The sequence below is a fragment of the Streptomyces sp. NPDC058326 genome (assembly GCF_042879855.1).
Taxonomy (GTDB): Bacteria; Actinomycetota; Actinomycetes; order Streptomycetales; family Streptomycetaceae; genus Streptomyces.
In genome coordinates this window covers 112,195-131,785 of the sequence record NZ_JBHVZO010000021.1, presented here as the reverse complement: position 1 = coordinate 131,785, position 19,591 = coordinate 112,195, and the positions used below count along the sequence as shown (strand labels likewise).

16 protein-coding genes and 5 tRNA genes are annotated in these 19,591 nt (G+C 72.8%); 7 read left to right on the top strand and 14 right to left on the bottom strand.

Annotated elements, in window-relative coordinates; translation table 11 throughout:
* Together ACFVYX_RS30605 and ACFVYX_RS30600 are read right to left on the bottom strand one after the other, a co-directional pair.
* Positions 1-74: transfer RNA gene (locus tag ACFVYX_RS30605), tRNA-Met, on the bottom strand.
* Positions 75-170: 96 nt separating this feature from the next.
* Positions 171-665, bottom strand: coding sequence for a rhodanese-like domain-containing protein (locus ACFVYX_RS30600; RefSeq protein WP_389684720.1), 495 nt, complete (start codon positions 663-665; stop codon positions 171-173).
* 301 nt (positions 666-966) lie between these two features.
* Between ACFVYX_RS30600 and sigJ the strand changes: the two genes are divergently transcribed.
* Positions 967-1,905 (top strand): RNA polymerase sigma factor SigJ, encoded by a 939-nt coding sequence (gene sigJ, locus ACFVYX_RS30595; RefSeq protein WP_389684724.1) that lies wholly within the window; start codon positions 967-969, stop codon positions 1,903-1,905.
* 48 nt (positions 1,906-1,953) lie between these two features.
* Here sigJ and ACFVYX_RS30590 read toward each other — a convergent pair whose 3' ends face one another.
* From ACFVYX_RS30590 to ACFVYX_RS30580, 3 genes are all read right to left on the bottom strand, one after another.
* Complete coding sequence (locus ACFVYX_RS30590; RefSeq protein ID WP_389684719.1) at positions 1,954-2,538, bottom strand: phosphatase PAP2 family protein; 585 nt, start codon at positions 2,536-2,538, stop codon at positions 1,954-1,956.
* Positions 2,535-3,956, bottom strand: coding sequence for a diacylglycerol/lipid kinase family protein (locus tag ACFVYX_RS30585; RefSeq protein ID WP_389684723.1), 1,422 nt, complete (start codon positions 3,954-3,956; stop codon positions 2,535-2,537). Before ACFVYX_RS30585 ends, ACFVYX_RS30590 begins: the two co-directional genes overlap by 4 nt.
* Positions 3,957-4,217: 261 nt before the next feature.
* Positions 4,218-4,532, bottom strand: coding sequence for a hypothetical protein (locus ACFVYX_RS30580; protein WP_389684718.1), 315 nt, complete (start codon positions 4,530-4,532; stop codon positions 4,218-4,220).
* A 307-nt stretch (positions 4,533-4,839) separates the two neighbouring features.
* On the opposite strand from ACFVYX_RS30580, the gene ACFVYX_RS30575 reads away from it, so the two are divergent.
* Together ACFVYX_RS30575 and ACFVYX_RS30570 are read left to right on the top strand one after the other, a co-directional pair.
* Positions 4,840-5,136, top strand: coding sequence for a hypothetical protein (locus ACFVYX_RS30575; RefSeq protein WP_389684717.1), 297 nt, complete (start codon positions 4,840-4,842; stop codon positions 5,134-5,136).
* A gap of 106 nt (positions 5,137-5,242) precedes the next feature.
* Positions 5,243-5,761 (top strand): S1 RNA-binding domain-containing protein, encoded by a 519-nt coding sequence (locus tag ACFVYX_RS30570; protein ID WP_389684716.1) that lies wholly within the window; start codon positions 5,243-5,245, stop codon positions 5,759-5,761.
* A 28-nt stretch (positions 5,762-5,789) separates the two neighbouring features.
* Here ACFVYX_RS30570 and ACFVYX_RS30565 read toward each other — a convergent pair whose 3' ends face one another.
* A complete protein-coding gene (locus ACFVYX_RS30565) occupies positions 5,790-7,160 on the bottom strand; it encodes a Mucin-2 (protein ID WP_389684715.1) in 1,371 nt (456 codons plus the stop codon).
* A gap of 140 nt (positions 7,161-7,300) precedes the next feature.
* Between ACFVYX_RS30565 and ACFVYX_RS30560 the strand changes: the two genes are divergently transcribed.
* The gene (locus ACFVYX_RS30560; RefSeq protein ID WP_389684714.1) at positions 7,301-7,510 is read left to right on the top strand and encodes a hypothetical protein; all 210 of its coding nucleotides are present in this window, start codon (positions 7,301-7,303) and stop codon (positions 7,508-7,510) included.
* A gap of 171 nt (positions 7,511-7,681) precedes the next feature.
* On the opposite strand, the gene ACFVYX_RS30555 is transcribed toward ACFVYX_RS30560, so the two are convergent.
* The 6 genes from ACFVYX_RS30555 to ACFVYX_RS30530 all read right to left on the bottom strand — a co-directional run bounded on the left by ACFVYX_RS30555 (position 7,682) and on the right by ACFVYX_RS30530 (position 17,428).
* A tRNA-Lys gene (locus tag ACFVYX_RS30555) sits at positions 7,682-7,754 on the bottom strand.
* Between the two features lie 166 nt (positions 7,755-7,920).
* Entirely contained in the window at positions 7,921-11,049 is a 3,129-nt protein-coding gene (locus ACFVYX_RS30550; protein WP_389684713.1) for an FG-GAP-like repeat-containing protein, read from the bottom strand.
* 198 nt (positions 11,050-11,247) lie between these two features.
* Positions 11,248-13,431 (bottom strand): FG-GAP repeat domain-containing protein, encoded by a 2,184-nt coding sequence (locus tag ACFVYX_RS30545; protein WP_389684712.1) that lies wholly within the window; start codon positions 13,429-13,431, stop codon positions 11,248-11,250.
* 228 nt (positions 13,432-13,659) lie between these two features.
* Positions 13,660-16,026 carry a DEAD/DEAH box helicase gene (locus ACFVYX_RS30540; protein ID WP_389684711.1) on the bottom strand — a complete coding sequence of 789 codons (2,367 nt, stop codon included), beginning with the start codon at positions 16,024-16,026 and terminating at the stop codon, positions 13,660-13,662.
* 198 nt (positions 16,027-16,224) lie between these two features.
* On the bottom strand, positions 16,225-16,938 hold the full coding sequence (locus ACFVYX_RS30535; RefSeq protein WP_389684710.1) for a hypothetical protein: 714 nt from the start codon (positions 16,936-16,938) through the stop codon (positions 16,225-16,227).
* A 139-nt stretch (positions 16,939-17,077) separates the two neighbouring features.
* Positions 17,078-17,428: a metallopeptidase family protein gene (locus ACFVYX_RS30530; RefSeq protein WP_030221363.1), complete on the bottom strand. Its 351-nt coding sequence runs from the start codon at positions 17,426-17,428 to the stop codon at positions 17,078-17,080.
* 104 nt (positions 17,429-17,532) lie between these two features.
* On the opposite strand from ACFVYX_RS30530, the gene ACFVYX_RS30525 reads away from it, so the two are divergent.
* From ACFVYX_RS30525 to ACFVYX_RS30515, 3 genes are all read left to right on the top strand, one after another.
* Positions 17,533-17,605, top strand: a tRNA-Glu gene (locus ACFVYX_RS30525).
* 39 nt (positions 17,606-17,644) lie between these two features.
* Positions 17,645-17,718, top strand: a tRNA-Asp gene (locus tag ACFVYX_RS30520).
* A 22-nt stretch (positions 17,719-17,740) separates the two neighbouring features.
* Positions 17,741-17,814: transfer RNA gene (locus ACFVYX_RS30515), tRNA-Phe, on the top strand.
* Between the two features lie 130 nt (positions 17,815-17,944).
* Here the strand turns inward: ACFVYX_RS30515 and ACFVYX_RS30510 are convergent.
* Positions 17,945-18,787: a cytochrome c biogenesis CcdA family protein gene (locus ACFVYX_RS30510; protein WP_389684709.1), complete on the bottom strand. Its 843-nt coding sequence runs from the start codon at positions 18,785-18,787 to the stop codon at positions 17,945-17,947.
* Positions 18,784-19,551: a DsbA family protein gene (locus ACFVYX_RS30505; protein ID WP_389684708.1), complete on the bottom strand. Its 768-nt coding sequence runs from the start codon at positions 19,549-19,551 to the stop codon at positions 18,784-18,786. Before ACFVYX_RS30505 ends, ACFVYX_RS30510 begins: the two co-directional genes overlap by 4 nt.
* Between the last annotated feature and the right edge of the window lie 40 nt (positions 19,552-19,591).

Below are 19,591 nucleotides of genomic sequence, written 5' to 3'. Positions count from 1 at the left end.
TAGCGGGGACAGGATTTGAACCTGCGACCTCTGGGTTATGAGCCCAGCGAGCTACCGAGCTGCTCCACCCCGCGTCGGTAAACACGACTCTACGGCATGACCGGGGCGATCACGAAATCGGTTTACGTCGGCAACCGATCAGCGGCTGATCAGGGACCGGTCAGCGACCGTCAGCAGCCGCAGTCGTCCGAGTCGACCGGCGCCGTGAGCGGGTCCGCGGCCTTCTCCGCGGGGCCCTCCCAGGTCTCGTACGCGAAGCCCTCGCGCACCCAGTACTCGAAGCCGCCGAGCATCTCCTTCACCTGGAAGCCCCGCTCGGCGAGGGCCAGCGCGGCGCGCGCGGCGCCGTTGCAGCCGGGACCCCAGCAGTACGTGACGACCGGCACCGACCGGTCGAGCAGCTGCTCGGCCTGCTCGGCGATGAGCGCCGTCGGCAGGTGGACCGCGCCCGGGACGTGTCCCTGGTCCCAGGAGGCGGTCGACCGCGAGTCGATCACCACGAAGCCCGGGTCGGTACCGTCGGCGGCCGCGGTGGCGAGCGCCGCGGCCACATCGGAGACGTCGGCGTGGAAGGCGAGGCCGGCGGAGAAGTACGCGGCGGCTGCGGCCGGGGAGGCGGGCGGAGTGCGGAGTACGGGGTTGACCTGCGTCGTTGTCGTCGTCATGGTGATCAATCTACGGACGAGGATCACCGCCTTGAAGTGAGGATCCACGGTGGTCGGGGGCGTCGGCCGGGGAATCCCGGGCGTTCGCCGTGAGGCGGCGTGGATCTCACGTACCGGAACGGCGTGACCCGTCCCACCACCGCCACAGCCGTGTCACACCGGCGGGGTTTCCTCCGTCATGACGGCATGACGGCATGACGGCATGACGGCAACACCGCCGCCCACGGACTGACGGCAAGACGGACTGACCGGACACGAACGGGGAGATCGACGAGTGGACCAGGATCGCGACACCGACGCACTGCCGGCCCGGCACGGCGCCGACGACGAGCTGGCCCGGCACAACGCCGACCACGAGCTGGCCCGGCGCTTCGAGGCCGACCGGGCCCACCTGAGGGCGGTGGCCTACCGCATGCTGGGCTCCCTCAGCGAGGCCGAGGACGCCGTCCAGGAGGCCTGGTTCAAGCTGAGCCGCAGCGACGTCAGCGAGGTGCGGAACCTCAGCGGCTGGCTGACCACGGTCGTCGGCCGCGTCTGCCTCGACATGCTGCGCTCCCGCGGCTCGCGCCGCGAGGACCCGCTGGAGTACTACGTCCCCGACCCGGTCGTCCGGCTCCCCGACACCACCGACCCCGAGCACGCGGCGGAGATCACCGAATCCGTCGGCCTCGCCCTCCTCGTCGTCCTGGAGACCCTGGCGCCGGCCGAGCGGCTCGCGTTCGTCCTGCACGACATGTTCGCCGTCTCCTTCGACGAGATCGCGCGGATCGTGGACCGCACCCCGGCCGCCACCCGCCAGCTCGCCAGCCGCGCCCGCCGCCGCGTGCAGGACGCCACCCCCGCCGCCGGACCCGACGCGCGACGGCAGCGGGAGATCGCCGACGCCTTCCTCGCCGCCGCGCACGGCGGCGACTTCGAAGGACTGCTCGCGGTCCTCGACCCGGACGTGGTGCTGCGCGCGGACGGCGGCACGGCCCTCGCGGTCGCCTCCAAGATCGTCCGTGGCGCCGAGGCGGTCATCGCGCAGGCCCTCACCTACGCCAAGTTCCGTACGGGAACACTGCGGCTCCTGGTCAACGGCGCGCCGGCGGTCCTCTCGGTCTCCGGCGGGCGTCCTACCGCGCTCATGGCGTTCACGATCGCCGGGGACCGGATCGTCGAGCTGCACATCCTGGCGGACCCGGAGCGGCTCGCCGCGCTCGGCCTCCGGGAGGAGGACCTGGCCCGGGCGACGTACTGACCCTTCCCCACGTCGCCTGACGCCCCACCACCCGTACCTGCGGGCCGCCTACTTCCCCCGGGCGGCCGACCAGGACGCCCCGGCCGTCAGGGAGACGGCGGCGCTCGCCATGCCGAGGACCGCGCCCGCGGCGACGTCTCCCGGATAGTGGACCCCGGTGTGCACCCGGGAGTAGCCCACGGCCATCGCCAGGACCTGAAGGGGCACCGCGGCCGGGGGCAGCACCACCCCGACGGCGGTGGCGAAGGCGACCGCCGAGGCCGTGTGCCCGGAGGGGAACGAGGCGGAGTCCGGCATCCGCACATGGCGGCCCGCCACCACCCGGGCCGCCTCCCGGTCGGGCCTCTCCCTGCGGACGAGGCGTTTGCCCAGCAGGTTCGCGGTGGCCGAGGCCACGGCGATGGCCCCGACACCGGCGAGCGCCGCCCGGCGCGGCCGGCCGGGGACCAGGGCGAGCGCCGCCGCCACGGCGAACGAGATCTTGGAGTGGTCCGCCGTGTGCGAGAGCCTGCGGAGCCCCGCGTCGAGCGCCGGCGTGGGGGTGGCCGCCACGGCGGCGTACACGGCGCCGTCGACCGCGCGAAGGTCCCTGAGTACGGCCCGGAGGGGGCTCTTGGTGGTCGTCCCGGTCATGTGCCGCTCCTCGGGGAGGGATGGTGAAGGGCGAGTTGGATGATGCGCCGCCAGTCCATGGGCGGCAGCGGGTCGCCGGCCCCCGGCCGGCCGCGGGGCACGAGGACCCGCAGGGCGCCGGGTCGGAGGGTACAGACGACGGGGGTGGGCAGGATCAGCGCCTCGCCGTCGACGGCGACGGCGATGGAGCCGGGGTCGACGGCGCCGGGGGCGGGAAACCCGGAGGGGACGCCTGCGCCCCCTCCGGAGGAGGCGGGGATCCCGCCGGCGGTCTTCCCCGTCACTTCGACCCGGGTGGCCGTCAGGACGTTCAGGCCGGCCGACTGGGCTCCCCGTACGGCCATTTCGGCGGCTCCCACGGCCCCGTCGACCCGGATGCCGATCACCCCGAGCCGGCCCCGGTCGAGCCTGGGTCTCCGGGCAGCGGCGGCACCGAAGGGATCGGGCGCGGCGTAGGGGTTGTTGCTGACGAGAAGCGCCTGCTGGGCCGACAGCCGTACGTCGTCGGCGACGGCGTCGAGACGGTCGCCCTCGCCGCCCTGGAGCAGGTCGGGCAGGACGTCGAGCGCGGTGCCCGCCTTGGCGTCGCGGTACTCGGGGTGCTGGACGACGTCCGCGTAGACGCCGAAGGAGACCGTGTTGACGAACGCGCGTCCGGAGACCGAGCCCAGGTCGACCCGGAGTTCCTCGCCGTCGACGAGGGCGTCGAGGCAGGTCGCCGGGTCGGCGCGGTCGAGGCCCAGATCGAGGGCGAAGTGGTTGCGGGTACCGGCCGAGATGACGAGGAACGGCAGGTCGTGCTCGGCGGCCACGGCGGCGACCAGCGCCTGCGTACCGTCGCCGCCGGCCACCCCGAGGAGGTCGGCGCCGTCGGCGACGGCCTCCCGTGCGAGCGCGGCGACATCGGTCTCGACGGACGGATCGATGAGGACGACCCGGGCGCCCAGCTTCTCGGCGCGCTCGACGAGGCCGAAGCGGGCGACCTTCCCGCCCCCGGACTTGGGGTTCATGATCAGCACGGGACGCCGGGGCCTCGGCCGCCGCTCGCCGTGCGCCAGGTCGGTCCGTCGGCCCCTGCCGTTCCCGTCCAGGTCGCGGAGGCGGCGCAGGGCGGCCCGCGCACAGACGAGGGCCGCGCTCCACAGGCCGAGCGCGAGGAGCGCGGTCAGCCAGAGGCCCCAGACGATGTACAGGCTCAGGACCAGAAGGGGCGCGCCAACGGCGAGCAGCGCGCCGAGCACCCGCAGCGGTCCGCGGTGGGCGAGGAAGTACCAGATCCCCACGGCCGAACAGGCGAGCCCGACGAGGCCGCTCAGCAGGATCAGCAGCCCGCCGCCCCCGAGTCCGCTCAGCAGGAGCGCGGCCGCCGCGGCGGCCGCGCCGAGCGCCCACCGGGCGAGCCCCCGGACCTCCGCCATCGGATCACCGGATCCGTTCACCGTCCCCACCTCCACGCTCGCCGCCACGTTCCAGACTGGCCCACGGTGGCGCACCTCGTGCCCGGGCGGGGCCGTTCACACCAGAAAGATCCACGGAACGCTACGGCTCCGGCATCGGGCGAAGGCCTCCCCGGGACCCGCGCGCCCGTCGCGGGAAGCGGGAGGCCCCACCTCTGCCGCCCTCCCCCTTGGCCTGCCTGTGTTCAGTACGGAGCATGCCGACGGAAATCCCCGGATTCCCTACGGGGCGGCCTGGGCGCCGTTCGCCTCGAAGACACGACCGGTGGCGCAGGGGTGATCGGCGGACTGGTCCATGTATCCGCCAGCCAGTCCCACCTTGTCGCCTTCCCTGGCGAAGAGCTTGCCTTCGGCGTCGTAGACGGCCGTCCTGCCGTTCTCCTCGCGGGCCGACCAGCCGTGGCCCCATGCGATCAACTCGGGCTTCGCGTTCTTGGCGGTCTTCACGCCCACGCAGTTGCCCTCGGTGATCACGAGGGTTCCGGGAAGGTGGGCGAAGAGTCCGGGGAAAGGATCGTCGGCTTCACGCGTCACCATCCGGGCGGGAGGCTTCTGACTCGCTGTCCCCGCCGAGCCGAGGCTCGCCGACCTCACCGCAGCAGGATTGTCCCCGGCCCGCGCGGACTCCGCGCTTGCTCCTCCGCACGCGGTGGTCGCCGCGCCGATGAGCAGGCAGCCCGCGAAGGCGACTGCGCCACGGAGCACTCGCCCCGTACTCCGCTCCTTCATCCGCGCTGTTCTGTCGTCGCCGTTGGCGTGCCGGTCGGGGTCTCGGGCATCACGTCCCGCTCCTTCCCATGATGGGGTCGTTCCGACACTGTGTGTGTAAGCGTGCGGGCACTGTGTGTGCAAGGGCCCTGGCTCCACCGGAGACGATCTCGGAGACCTCTCGCCGCCTCCTCGTCACGACCGACCTCCCGCCATCACCCTGCGGGACCTCCGCCTCGTCTCGGCCACGCTCACCCACGGCGCCGGAGATGACATCCACACGATCGAGGAGACCCTCCGCCACTCCACGATCACCCTGACCTCGGGCACGTACACGAGCCTCCTCCCGGAGGTCGACCGCGCCGAAGTCGAGGCAGCCGCCGCGCTCCTCCCCTGGACGGGCAGGGTCCAGGCACCCCCAGAACTCAGTTGAGGGCCCGCGCGCCCGCATCGGCGTGTGGAAGGGTGGCTGCCATGGACTGGCAGTCTGAGAGCCCGAGCTCTGGGCGTTTCTGGAGTCGCTGGGCCAAGGCGAGATCATGTCCGGCACGGTCTCGGCGATCGAGCGGTTCCGTGTGTTCGTGGCCTTGGACAACGGCCCCGGCCATCCCATGTTTCCAGGCGTCGGGTTCATCACGGTCCCCGAACTGTCCTGGCGGCACATCGACGCTCCCACCGATGTCGTCGAGGTCGGACAGCGTGTCTCGTGCGAGTTCCTCCAGTTCGACACGTACAACGCCGAGGCTCGGCTGTCCTTGCGCGGTACGCAGCCCGATCCCTTCCAGGCGTTCGCCGACCGCACCACGGTGGGGCAGGAACTGTGCGGGACGGTCACCAGGGTCGTCCCCTTCGGCGCCTTCGTCGAGGTCGGTGACGGAATCGAAGGGCTGATGCCCTCCGCAGAGGTCCATGGCAGGCCCGCATCAGGGCCGGTGGAGTCCTTCCAGCCTGGCGACAACGCAACGTTTGTCGTCACGGACATCGACCGCCAAAGGCGCAGACTGGTCTTTTCCCGCGCGCAGGAGGCACCGACTCTGGATGAGCCGGACAAGCCGTAGGGGGGAGCGAAGCGGTTCTGCTCAGCGGTCAGGGGGGAACCCCGGCCCGGTCCAGGACGGCGACCATCTCGTCCTCCGGGAGCGCCGGGTTGGCACCCGCACTGGAGGCCAGTTCGGGGACGTGAAGGACCTCGCGGAGCCGGTGGAGCGGGAGGCGCGGATCACCGGCTGCCGCCTGACGCGTCCAGACCGCAGGGTCATGGCTGAGCCGTTCGATCAGCTCGGGCGTGGCGGCCGGGTCCCGGGCGGCCAGCCGGCGGTAGTTCCCGTCCGGGTGGTCCGCGTAGCGCACGGCGAGACCCTCGCGGGGGAAACGGGGGTGCGTCTCCGCCATCCAGGCGGAGAACGTCCCACCCAGCCTCGCGAACACACGCATCAGGACCTCGTCCGGGGTGTCGGGGTGGTAAATGCCCAGGAGGTTCTCCAGCACCGGGTCCTCGACGCGTGCGAGGAGCCGGAGCAGGTCGGACGGCAGGTGCGGGCTCTTGGCGGCGGCGCGCCGGAGCAGCGGATGGGCGGAGGTCGCTGCCCGGCGCAGCACCTCGGGGTCGGCGAGCCCGTCCCGCACCCATCGCACGCCGTCCCCCTTGTCGAAGTCCCCGGCCGTGAAGTCGATGGCCATGCGCCGCGTCTCGTCCAGCTCGGGCCGGAGGGAGACCGCGAGCCGTACGGCCTCGTCGGGGTCCACGGCGAGCCGCTCCACGAGGTCGGGGGGCAGCGACGGGTTCTCGGCGAGGGCCGCCAGGTGCGTCCGCTCGGCGGCGCACCGCTCGGCGTCGGCGCTGACGAGGAGCCCGCAGCGCTGCGCCTCGGCGGCGGCTCCGGGATCGCGGAGGAGTTCGGCGGTCACGCGTGCGTCCCGTCGGCACTCCCGCAGTGCGGCGGCCCGCCGCACTGCGGGGTCGGGGTCGGCAAGCAGTGCCGACCGCTCGGCCGGCGGCAGGATCTCCCATGCGCTCACCGCGCCCCGGCGTGCCTCCGGATCACGGTGAGCGGCCATCGAGGCCACGAACGACGGCGCCAGGTGGGGCGAGTCCAGGAGGGCCGTACGTACGGAAGGATCCGGGTCGTCGAGTAGGCGGGCGCACACGGCGTCCGGCAGCGGCGCGACCTTTGTGCGCGGGTCGTACACCTCGGGTCCGTACGCGAGAGCAGCCCGCACCTTCGGAGAGGGGTCGTCCACGAGCCGGGCCCGCTGTGCCGGTTCAGCTCTGGCGCTCATCGCGAAGTCGATCCGGGCGCCCGGGTTCGGGTGGGCCACGATCAGCGCGACGGCCGACTCGGGAAGTCCGGCCCGCTGGAGGGCGTCACGAGGCGTGCGGCCACCGCCCCCGTCGAAGGCGAGCAGGCGCAGCAGCAGCGGTGTCGGCAGCGCCGGATTCCGGGCGACTCCGTCCAATGCGGATGAGTGGAACGCAACCATAATTCTCCTGCCCCTGTGTAGAGCCGAGTCCCCTTCCAGTTCGATGGCGTGCATCAGCAAGGTCATGCCGCAGCAGACCTCGTTCACGTCCGTCAGCTCCCTCGCACAGAAGGCACGTGAGCGTGGCTTGCTCGCTCGGGACGGTCCTGGTCTTCGGTCCGAACGCGATCACCGACCAGGACCTCACCGGCGCCTGGTTCGTCGACGTGGGCAGCCTGGCCGAGTGGCTGGAGACGTGGCCGGCCGGCTCCGGCTGGTACGAGGAGGACATGGTCGACGAGGAGTTCGACATGCCGCCGTGGACGGATGCCGCCTCCCGCCTGTAGCCGACGAGACCGTCATCTGCCCCTCGGTCCGCCGCGGTCCGTCTCCTGCCCGGCCCGTCCGCTCACCCATCGCTCACGCACGGGCCACCGAACGAGGAAGCGCCCCACCCAGTCGCAACCAAGTGGGGCGCTCCCCAGCAGGTCAGAGGGTTTCCCCCCGCCCGCCACACGTAGGCCGTGTGGGACTCGAACCCACAACCAACGGATTAAAAGTCCGCTGCTCTGCCAATTGAGCTAACGGCCCGTGGACAAGCACACCCGTGCAGCATAGCCCGAGTGATCCCCCGAACCGATCGGGTATCCGGTACCGGCCCCGCCGCGCGCCGTACCGCCGGCCGGTGGGACCGGCGGTACGGCGGGGGAGCCTGTGCGCGGAGCGGGGGGCGGAGCGGGAGGATCCGCCGCCGGGGTCAGAACAGCGCCCTGAAGGCGTTCCAGCCGCCGCCGATCAGCATGCGGGAGCCGTACCAGCCGCGGCACGTGCCCTCGTAGTGGTAGAGCCTGCCCGAGGTGTCGCGGGCGACCAGGTCGGCGCAGCCGTTGCCCGAGGTGTCGCCGACTCCGACGAGGGACGAGTAGACGTGCCAGCCGGTGCCGACCTTCAACCGGGCCGTCACGCCGCCGGTCGCCGTGCCGTGGTATCGCCACAGCACGCCGGACGCGTCGACGCCCAGCAGGTCGCCGCGGCCGTCGCCGTTCAGGTCGCCGGCGCCGGTGATCTTCTTGTACAGCTTCCAGTTGGTGCCGATCCGGACGCGGGGCTTCAGCCGGTGGTCGGCCGTGCCCGCGTAGAAGTACATGTCGCCGGTCGACGCCTGGCGGGCGATCAGGTCGGTGAAGCCGTCGCCGTTCGCGTCGCCGGGGGACGTCAGGACGTCGTACTGTCCCCAGCCGGAGCCGATCGGCGTGTACGGCGACGAGGCCGAGACCACCTTCCCGCACCCGGGCCGGTACGCCCGCAGCTGGTCGCCGACCCGGGCGAGGACGTCGGCGCAGCCGTCGCCGTTCACGTCGCCGAAGGGCACCAGGACGGACGTGGTCGCGAACTTCGCGCCCGTGCCCGTCATCCGCGCCGAGAAGGCGCCGTACCCGTTGCCCCGGTACATCGACACCAGGCCCGCCGTGTCCATCACCAGGAGGTCGCCCTGGGTGTCGTTCCCGGCCATGTCCCGCCAGGCCGGCCGGCCGCCGGAGAGGGTGACGGTGCCGGTCAGGGAGAGGTCCCTGCCCTGCCCGTCGGCCGGGTACGCCTGCAGGTGCCAGCTGTACGTGCCGTTCGCCACGGGCTTCCCGGCGGCCGTCCTGCCGTCCCACGAGACGTCGACGCGCCCCCGGGTCTCATCGGCCCCCCAGGTGCGCACGGGATTCCCGCTGTACCGGTCACGCACCGTCAGCCGCCAGATGGACGCGGGCCTTGATAGCCCCCAGGACGCCTTCCAGCCGTCCGCCGTCCGCAGGGTGGCCGGCACCTTCGCCCAGGGGGCGGCGAGATCCGAGGTGGGCACACCGGGCCACACGACGTGGACCCGGTTCCCCGGGTCCTTGTACGCGACGGCCCCGCCGAACCGGTCGACGGTCCAGGCCTCACGGCGCCCGCCGTCCACCGGAGTGGCGTCGACGAGCGTACGGGCCGGGGCCGCCGTTCCCGTGTGGAAGTCGGTGATCCGGAGGTACGAACGGGAGTCCCGCTCCATGAGGTAGCCGTCGCCGAGCAGGGGCCCGGTGGGAGAGCCGGGCTTCAGGGCGATCCTCGCGCGCGTGCCCAGGTCGACCACGCCCTGCTGGAGGAATTCGGAGCAGGCCCAGTAGAGCCAGCGGCCCGCCACCTGGAGCTCCGTCGCCGGACACGTGGCACCGGTGGAGATCCTGCCGAGGTCCTTGCCGGTCGCCAGGTCCGTCCGGGTGATCTCGCCGTTCGTGGCCGTGGCCGCGAACAGGGTGTCGCCCCACACCGCGGCCGCCGTCTGCGGCTTGCGCAGCTCGGTCGTGCCCGTGTCGAGGTCGATGACGAGCGTCTCGTCACCGGTGACGATCTGTCCCGGGGCAGTGGTGCGGCCCCCCTGGAAGACGGCCCACCGCCCGAACGTGTCCGCGACCCGGCCGCTGCCCTTCCCGGTCGGGACCCGCGTCACCTGCCCGGTGGAACGGCGGGCGACGACGTCCACGCGCCCGAGGTCCGTGGCCACCGCGTAGACCGTGCGGCCGTCGCCGCCGTCGAGGAGCGGGGTGCCGGTCTCCTGACGGCCCGTCTCCCCACCGGCCCACACCTCCTGCGGTTCGCCGGTGTGCACCGGACCGACCGGCAGCGTCCGCACGAAGAGGCCGCGGCCCTTGGAGGCGTACTCCAGGGTGGAGAGCCGGCCCGCGCCCAGGGCGAGCGACTCCACCGCGGCCGGCATCGGCTCCACCCGGCGAAGCTCCTCGAGGACCGGAGCGCCGCCGTCCTTCGCCGGGACCGCCCTGTGGAGCGACCAGTCGGAAGCGGAGGTCCCGCCGACGACGGCCGCGCCGCCGCCCGCGATCTGGGTGAGCTCCGGCTCCGCGCCCGTCAGCAGTGTCTCGGCGGGCTTGTCGGGGTGCAGCGCGACGAGCTTCCGCCGCAGGGACGCGCCGGTGCCCGAGACCTCGCCAAGGGCCAGGACCCAGTCGCCGACGAGGGCGATGCGGGCGGTGCTCAGGTCCTCGGGGAGGAGGAGGGTCCGCTCGGGGCCGGTCAGGGCCGCGCGCTCGCGGATGTGGACCGTGCGGTCGCCGTCCACCCAGGCGATCCGGTCCGGGCTCAGGGCGACCGGGGCGACGAGGACGCTCCCGGTCGGGGTGGGCGCCGGGACGACGGTCATCCGGCCCGTCCGCAGGTCGACCACGCCGAGGTCGGAGTAGTCGTACGCGTACGGGTCGGCGGACCGGCCGAACCGGATGACGGCCGTGGAGCCGTCACCGGCGGCGAGCCGCGCCAGGTGCAGGTTGGCGCCCTCGGGCCAGCCCGTGACGGGCGTGCGGGTGCCGTCGGGGTCGCCGGCGCGCACCAGGTAGTACCCGGTGGTCGTGCCGGAGTCCTCGGCGGAGGCGTACTGCTGGAAGAGCAGGGTGTCGCCGAGCAGGCCCCGGTAGCTCGCGTCGCCCGGCATGTCGAACGGCCGCTCGGTGCCGGTCTCCAGGTCGCGGAGAGCGTGGTTGCCGACACCGCGCTGGACGTACAGGTGGCGCTCGCCCGTGCCCGATTGGGCGAAGGGCAGGAAACCCTTGTCGTACCCCAGCCGCACGCTCTTCGCGGGGTCGGTGAAGTCCGTCCACTCCAGCTCTCCGCCGAAGGACCGGTCGGAGTCCTCCGTCTCGTGCGCATAGCCCGTGGGCCCGACGGCGGTGACGGTCTCCTGCCGGGGGGCGGTCCGCCAGTTCGGCGTGATGTCCAACTGGTCGATGCCCACCACCGGCGAGGCCGTCGCGGAGGGCGAGAGCCCGATCCCCGAGGCGAGCAGCGCGGTGGTGAGGACGGCGATACGCGCGCGGGGGTACCGCGCGCGTGCGAAACGAGACAAAGAGGTCCCTCCCCAGGGCAACCCGATGATCGGGCCGCGGCCCGAGAACGTCCGAGGTCGGAGGGAGAAATCCGCGCCGGGCCCCCTGGCCGGCGCTTCTCACCCGATCGACCCGATGAGCGTATCCCGTACACGGGTACGAGACGGGGCCCGCTCCGGCAGCGGGGTGCCGGTGCGGGCCCCGAACGGGCTCACACGTCAGGACAGCGTCGTGTACATCTGCCAGCCGCCGCCGATCCGCTCGCGGCCGCCGAAGGCCCCCGCGCCGTTCCCGGCGTACCGCCAGAGCACCCCGGCCGTGTCGCGGGCCACCAGGTCGGCCCTGCCGTCTGCGGTGAAGTCGCCGACGCCCACGAGCGAGTTGTAGACCTGCCAGCCGCCGCCGACCTTCACCCGGCCGCCCAGCGTGCCCTTGCCCGTGCCGTCGTACCGCCACAGCACCCCGGCCGTGTCGCGGGCCAGGAGGTCGCCGAACGAGTCGCCGTTCAGGTCACCGGCACCGGTGATCGCGTTGTAGACCCCCCAGCCGCCGCCGATCCTCGCGCGCGGCGCGAGCTTGCCGGCGCCGTTGTCGGCGTACAGGTAGAGCTCACCGGCCGGCGTGCGCGCCAGCAGGTCGGCACGTCCGTCGCCCGTCAGGTCGCCCGGCGCGGAGAGGCTGTTGTAGATCTGCCATCCCGAACCGATGGTGAGGCGCGGCCCGCTGGGGGCGAACGCCGTGCCGCAGCCGCCGTCGTACCGGGTCAGCACCCCGGAGGAGTTCCGTACGAGCAGGTCGGCGCAGCCGTCATCCGAGAGGTCTCCGAACGGCACGACCGTCGAACCCGTCGGCCACCCGCCCGCCGAAGCCCCCGTGCCGAGCCCTCCGGTCCCCGTGCCCGTCCGGACGGTCAGCGAGCCGCCCGAGGTGAGGGCGATCAGGTCGCCCTTCCCGTCACCGCTGAAGTCACGCCACTCGGGCCGCGGCTTCACGGGTGCGGGCGCGGTGGTCGCCGTACGGAGCTGGAAGTAGGGGTCGGCGGTCTGGCCCCACACGGCGACGGGCCGGCTGTCGGCACCGACGGTGACCTGTCCCAGGGCGTAGCCGGTGGTGTTGGTGCTCAGCGGCGTCGGGGCCGCGGCCCAGGCACCGTTCACCCGGGAGGACGTCATCACCTTCCGGTGACCGTCGAGGTCCTGGGTCCACACCGCGTGCGCGCTGCCGTCGGGCCCGACCGCGAGATCGAACTGGTCGTCAGGAACGGCGCCCGTGGAGAGGGTCTTCACGGGCGACCAGGCTCCGGTCGCCGCCGAGCGGGTGGTGGTCAGGGCGCTGAACCCGTTGCCGTCGGGGGCGGCGACACCGAGCAGGGTGACATCGCCCTCGGGACCGATGGCGACCTCGCGCCAGGCACCGGTGGAGAAGCCGTTGGCCGGCTCCCCGGCTCCCCAGACGAGGCTCCCGGCGGGGCGCTGGGCGAGCATCTGGACCGGCTCTTCACTGCCCGGGGTCGCCTGGTCCCTCCAGGCGAGCGCGGCGCGGCCGTCCGCACCGAGCGCGAGGGTGGCACCCGTCGCGTAGCGGTCCTGGCCGGACACCCTGACCGGCGTGGTCCAGCCGGTGCCGTCGGCGAGCCGGTCGGTGACCTTGATCTCGCTGCGCGTGGGTCCGGCCTCGGTGAAGGCCACGGTCGCCGTGCCCCCGTCCGAGATCACGAGCTCCGCACCGGAGCTCAGTCCCGCGTCCGCCAGCTCCTCGTTGAGGCGGACCGGTTCGGACCAGGCCTGGCCGGGCGCCGTGCGGACGGACGAGTACAGGGCGGTCCTGCCGTTCGTGACCCGCACCCACACCGCGACGAGAAGTCCGGAGGGGGAGCCGGCCACCGTGCCGCCGTGGGCGGCGCCCGTCGCCACGATGTCTTCCGCGGCGGACCAGGTCGTGGCGCCCGCTTCGAGTACGGCCATCCGGAAGGCGCCGCCGCTCGTCGTCCAGGACGCGATGACCGAGCCGTCGGCGGAGGCGGTCAGCCGCGTGTCCTGGGGGTGACCGCCCGACGTGGCGAGGAGCTGCGACGCTCCCCAGACGGTGCTGCCGGCGGGTCGCACCGTCGACCTCAGCTCATGGCTGCCGTCGACGACGCTGGTATGGGTCGTGAGGGCGACGACCGCGCCGTTCTTCGCCGTCTTCAGGTCGAGTACGTAGGACGGAGCGGTGCCGTCCGTCAGCGGCACGGAGGCCGCCCACGGGTCGAGGGCCACCGGGGCCGCGGCGGTGGGCCCGGCCGTCGTGGCGAAGGCGGCGGGTGCGGCGACCGCCGCGACTCCGAGGCCGACGACGGGTATGAGCGCGGCGCCGAGAATCCGGCGAAGAGTGGCCCTCCGGGGCCGAACGTGTCGGTTCACGTCGTCTCCATGCGTGCGAGTGGGCGCACGGAGGAGACGCGGCACACCGTGCCGCGGTCGGCATCACGCGATCGCGTGCCCCGCTCTTGCGAACCCCCCGTGCAAGTAGGGGGAGAGTAACAGCGGCCCCACAGGCACCGAAAGACAATTTCGAACTGGTTCAAAAAAGAGCGGGGCCCGTACGACACCAGGTGTCGTACGGGCCCCGCTCCGTCAGGTCAGCAGACCTCAGCCGTTGCGCTTCCAGCGCGGCTTGTCGTCGCGGCGGCCGAAGCCACCCGTCGAGCCGGCCGAACCGGTGGAGCCGGTGCCGCGGTGGTCGTCACGGCGGCCGTACGGGCGGTCGCCGCCACCCGCGCGGAAGCCGCCGGCCGGGCGGTCGTCGCGACGGTCGCGGTTGAACGGACGGTCGCTGCCACGGTGGCCGCCGGTCGGACGGTCGTTGTCGCGGCGCTCGAAGGGGCGGCCGCCACGGTCGTCACGGTTGAAGCCACCGGAGGGGCGGTCGTCGCGGCGGAAGCCGCCACGGTCGCCACCGCGGTCGTCACGGTTGAAGCCGCCCGACGGACGGTCGTCACGGCGGAAACCACCGGACGGACGGTCGTTGTCACGGCGGAAGCCGCCCGAGGGACGGTCGTCGCGGCGGAAGCCGCCCCGGTCGCCACCGCGGTCGTCACGGTTGAAGCCACCCGACGGACGGTCGTCACGGCGGAAACCACCGGACGGACGGTCGTTGTCGCGACGGAAGCCCCCACGGTCGCCACCGCGGTCGTCACGGTTGAAGCCACCGGACGGACGGTCGTCACGGCGGAAACCACCGGACGGACGGTCGTTGTCGCGACGGAAGCCGCCACGGTCACCACCGCGGTCGCCGCCACGGAAACCACCGCGGTCACCACGGTCGTCACGGTTGAAGCCGCCACGGTCGCGGCGCTCGTAGTTGCCCCGGTCGTCGCGGGCCGCCGGACGCTCCTCGCGGCGCTGCTCCTCGGCGCGCGCGGCACGCTCGGCCTCCACCGCGGCGGCGGCGACCTCGGCCTCGGCGGCCTCGGTCACCTCGGCCACGGCGGCCTCCGGGTCCTCGCCGCGCTCGCGGGCTGCGCGGGCCACCAGACGGTCGGCCTCCTCGCGGAGCTCGACCGCACGGCGCTGGAGGCGCTCCAGCTGCTTGGTCAGTTCGACGACCTCGCGCTCGGCCTGCTTGGCGGCGTTGTTCGCGGAGTCGGACTGGACCTCGGTCAGCGACCGCGCGCCGGTGATCTCGGCGACCTCGGGGTCGAAGGCGCCGGCGCTCTGGATGATGTGGCGCGAGGCGTCGACGCCCGCGTCCTCCATCAGCCGGAAGATCTGGCGGCGCTGGTGCGGCAGCGACAGCGACACGACGACACCGGACTTGCCGGCTCGGGCCGTACGGCCCGAGCGGTGCAGGTAGTCCTTGTGGTCACCGGCCGGGTCCACGTTCAGGACCAGGTCGATGCCGTCGACGTGGATACCGCGGGCGGCGACGTCGGTGGCGACCAGCGCGTTGACGTAGCCGTCCTTGAAGTCGGCGAGCACACGGGTACGGGCGCCCTGCGTCATGCCGCCGTGCAGCGCGTCCGCCTTCACGCCGGACTCGACGAGCTGCTCGGCGATGCGGTCGGCGCCCAGCTGGGTGCGGACGAAGATGATCGTGCGGCCCTTGCGGGCGGCGATGGCGGCCGTGACCGGCGCCTTGTCCTTCGGCTTCACGACGAGGACGTGGTGGGTCATGGTCGAGACGTTGCCCTGGGCGCTGTCGACCTCGTGGCTGACCGGGTCGACCAGGTAGCGCTTGACGAGCGTGCCGATCTCGTTCTCCATGGTGGCGGAGAAGAGCATGCGCTGGCCGCCGGCCGGGATCTGGTCGAACAGCTCGGTGACCTCGGGCAGGAAGCCCAGGTCGGACATCTGGTCGGCCTCGTCGAGGACGGCGACCTGGACGTTCGCGAGCGAGCAGGCGCCGCGGTTGATGATGTCGCGCAGTCGGCCCGGGGTGGCGACGAGGACGTCGACACCGCGCTCCAGGGCGTAGATCTGGTTGCCCATGGACGTACCGCCGCAGACGACCTTGATCTTCAGGCCGAGCACGTCGCCGTACGGCTGGAGGGCGTCCGCGACCTGCATCGCGAGCTCACGGGTCGGGGTGAGGATGACCGCGCGGGGCTTCTTCTTCTCGGTGTGGCCGCCGGCCAGCTGGGCCAGGGTCGGCAGACCGAAGGAGAGGGTCTTGCCGGAGCCGGTACGGCCACGGCCCAGGATGTCCTTGCCGGCCAGGGCGTCCGGGATGGTCGCCGCCTGGATCGGGAAGGGGCTGGTGACGCCGTTCTGCGCGAGCTTGCGCACGACGCCGTCCGGCAGACCGAGGTCGCCGAAGGTGATGGTGGGCTCGGCGGGCTCCTCGGCGGAGTCGTCCGAGTCGGTGTCGAGCGCGTCGGTGATGTCGGTGACGTCGGTGACGTCGATCGCGTCGACGGTGTCGTCGGCCTCGGCGGTGACGATCTCAGTGACCTCTACGGCCTCGACGATCTCGTCGTTCTCGGGCATGACGGCGTGGTCAGAACTGAAAATGGACATGCGAAATGCGAAACCTTCCGGAGTCTCGGCACGCGCCCGTCAACTCCGTGAATTCGCAAATCGACCGCCTCGATGCGGTCAGCCACGGCTAGGGAGAGTACGCGCCACACGGCGCTCTTCTGTGTCGGCGCCGGGCAATGGGATCAAACGATCTACCACCATACGCACCCTCCCCCACCTATGGCAAACCGGACTCCGTCACACCGGTCCGACCTGCGGGGATGCCGTCGGCTCCGCAGGCGCTTCCGACCCGTCCGCCGCCCGTACGCCGGCCATCTGGGCCTCGGGTCCCGGCGTCGGCGGATCGGTGGGATTCGAGGTCGGTTCGGGCGTCGGTTCGGGCGTCGACGCCGTCGGCTCGGGCGTCGGCTCCGGGCTCGGATCGGTCGGCTCGGGCGTCGGCGTGGATCCGCCGCCGCCCGGTCCGCCGGACCCTCCGGCGCTGCCGCCTCCGCCGTCCCCGCCCCCGTTGCCGCCGTTCCCGCCGCCGCCGTTCCCGCCGTTCCCCGTGGAGCCGCCCGCGCCACCGCCCGAGCCGTCATGGCCGCCGCCCGTCGGCTGCGGCTTCGACGGGCCGCCATGGCCGCCGGACCCCTCCACGGGCAGCACCGCACCCGGGGTGGGCTTCGCCGTGCCCGAGGGTGAGCCGCTCGGCACCGGGGACTCCGTACCCGCGCCGGCCGCGTCCGGGCCGCCGGTGTCCGGCCGGCCGTTCCAGGAGCCGCCGTCGCCGCCCGGGGCGCCGGCCTCGCCGCCGCCGGTCCCGGTCGCCACGCCCCGCTTCCCGCCGGACGCGCCGGGCGCCGGCTTCACCCCCTCGTCGCTCACACTCATACAGCCGCTCAGACCGGCACAGGCCGCGACGGCCAGCGCGGTGGCGGCCCATCTCACCGGGGTGGGCAAATGGCGCACGGGGGCACCTCCAGGACACAACAGGCAGGAACGGAACGCGTTGCACTGCCCAACTCCCCAGGCGTCACAAGGGACACGGCCCCGCCGCAAGGGGCACGGCCTCAAGCCCGGGGGTCACGGCCCCGTACGGCCGCCCGGCTCAGCCGTAACCCAGCGCGTGCAGCCTCTCGTCGTCGATGCCGAAGTGGTGGGCGATCTCATGGACGACGGTGATCTCGGTCTCCGCGACCACGTCCTCCTTCGACTCGCACATCCGCAGCGTCGGCCCCCGGTAGATCGTGATCCGGTCCGGCAGCACACCGGCGTACCACTCACCGCGCTCGGTCAGCGGCGTCCCCTCGTAGAGCCCGAGCAGCTCGGGATCGTCGGGGGAGGGCTCGTCCTCCACGAACACCGCCACGTTGTCCATCAGCCGCGTCAGCTCCGGCGGGATCCGGTCCAGGGCCTCGGCGACAAGCTCCTCGAACTCCTCGCGCGTCATCTCCAGCACGCGCCCATTCTCTCCCCGCCGGAAACCGTTTTGGCGATAGCGGCGGGGATCCCATATGCTTCTCACGTCCCCGACGCGCTGAGAAGCACGAAGGTGGGTCTTTAGCCCTCATCGTCTAGTGGCCCAGGACGCCGCCCTTTCAAGGCGGTAGCACGGGTTCGAATCCCGTTGGGGGTACGCAGTACCGTGTGCGAGACTAGTTCTCGCACATAGCAAGGCTCTGTGGAGCAGTTGGTTAGCTCGCCACCCTGTCAAGGTGGAGGTCGCGGGTTCAAGTCCCGTCAGAGTCGCTGAAGCTGGAAACAGCTTCGTGGCTGGGTAGCTCAGTTGGTACGAGCGATCGCCTGAAAAGCGATAGGTCGCCGGTTCGACCCCGGCCCCAGCCACAAAGAGAAGGCCCCGTTCGAAAGAACGGGGCCTTCTTCGTGTCCGCGACAGTACCCGCGAGCAGCGTCGGGGTCCGAGAACAGAACGGGACCGTACGGGGGAGAGGCCCGCGCCCCTCCCCCGTAACCGTCACATCTCCTCGCCCTCCCGCGTACGGCTCCCCCGCCTGCCCCGCACCGCGAGCCCCAGCGCCACCACGGCCACCACCGCCACGAGCAGCGCCCAGTCCGGGACCGCCCTGCCGACCGAGGCCACCCGCTGCTCCACCGCGAACGAGGCGTCCACCGACAGCAGGCCCGGCAGCGCCGTCGTCCCGTCGAAGACCAGGAAGAGCACCCCGAGGGCGACGAAGAACAGGCCCGAGAGCAGCGAGGTCGAGTGCAGCGTGAGCCGCCCGAGCCGGATCGGACGGCCGCGCAGCCAGGACCGCCGGCCCAGGTCGTACCGCTCCCAGAGCAGCGCGAGGACGAACAGCGGAACCGCCATGCCGAGCGCGTACACGGCGAGGAGCAGCCCCCCGTACGCCGGGCTGCCGCTCAGCGCCGCCACTGTGAGGACGCTGCCCAGGATCGGGCCCGCGCAGAAGCCCGCGAGGCCGTAGACCAGGCCGAGGGCGTAGACGGAGAGCGCCGACGTGGGACGGATCCGGCCGCTCGCCTCGGCGATCCGGCGGGAGGCGAAGCCGAGACCGAGGATCTGGAGGACGCCGAGCCCGATGATCAGCCAGCCGCCTGTGGTGACGAGGAGGTCCCGGTGGCCGTAGAAGAGACGGCCGGCGAAGGAGCCGGCCGCGCCCAGCGGGACGAGGGTCGTCGCCAGGCCCGCGTAGAGGATGCCGGTCCTGGCCACCAGCTTCGCGCGCGTGTCGATGGAATACGCGAAGAAGGCGGGCAGGAGCAGCGCGCTGCACGGGCTGAGGAGGGCGAGCAGACCGCCGAGGAACGCCGCGAAGTAGCCGATGCCGGAGGTCACGGGGTGGCCGACGTGCCCGGCGTGGCCGGCGTGCCCGGCGTCGCCTTCGTGGGCTTCGCGGCCCTCGCCGCCGCCTCGATCGCCTCCGTGAACGTCTCCAGGGGCTGCGCGCCCGCGATCGGCCGGCCGTTGATCAGGAAGGACGGGGTGGAGGTGGCGCCGAGGCCGTATCCCTGCTCCTGGTCCTCGCGGACGGCCTCGCGGGCCGCCGCACCCTCGGTGTCCTTCGCGAACCGGGCCGCGTCGGGGACGCCCGCCTCCTTCGCGAGGGCGGCGAGCCGGTCCTTCCCGAAGCCCTTCTCCTTGGCGCCCTCCGCGTAGGCGGCCTTGTGGAACTCCCAGAACCGGCCCTGCTGCCCGGCCGCCCAGGAGGCGCGGGCGACGGCCTCGGACTCCTCGCCGAAGATCGGGAAGTTCCGCCACTCGATGCGCAGGGTGCCGTTGTCGACGTACTTCTCGATCAGGACCGGCTCCGTGTCCCGGGCGAACTTCCCGCAGTAGCCGCACTTGAAGTCGGCGTACTCGATGAGCACGACGGGCGCGTCGGCCCGGCCGAGGGCGAGCTTGTCGGAGGCGTCGCGGCGGGCGTACGCCTCCAGCTCGGGGTAGACGCCGGCGGACGGGTCGGCGGACACCTCGGCGACGGATGATGAGCCGGAGGCGCCGGAGGACGAGGGCTTGGTGGCGGTGAAGGAGACGACGCCGAGCAGCGCGGCGGCGACGGCCACCCCGGAGACGACGGCGGTGGGCTTGGCCTTGGACATGCGGAAGTGCTCCTGAACGGATCAGAGGGGGGACGGCGGG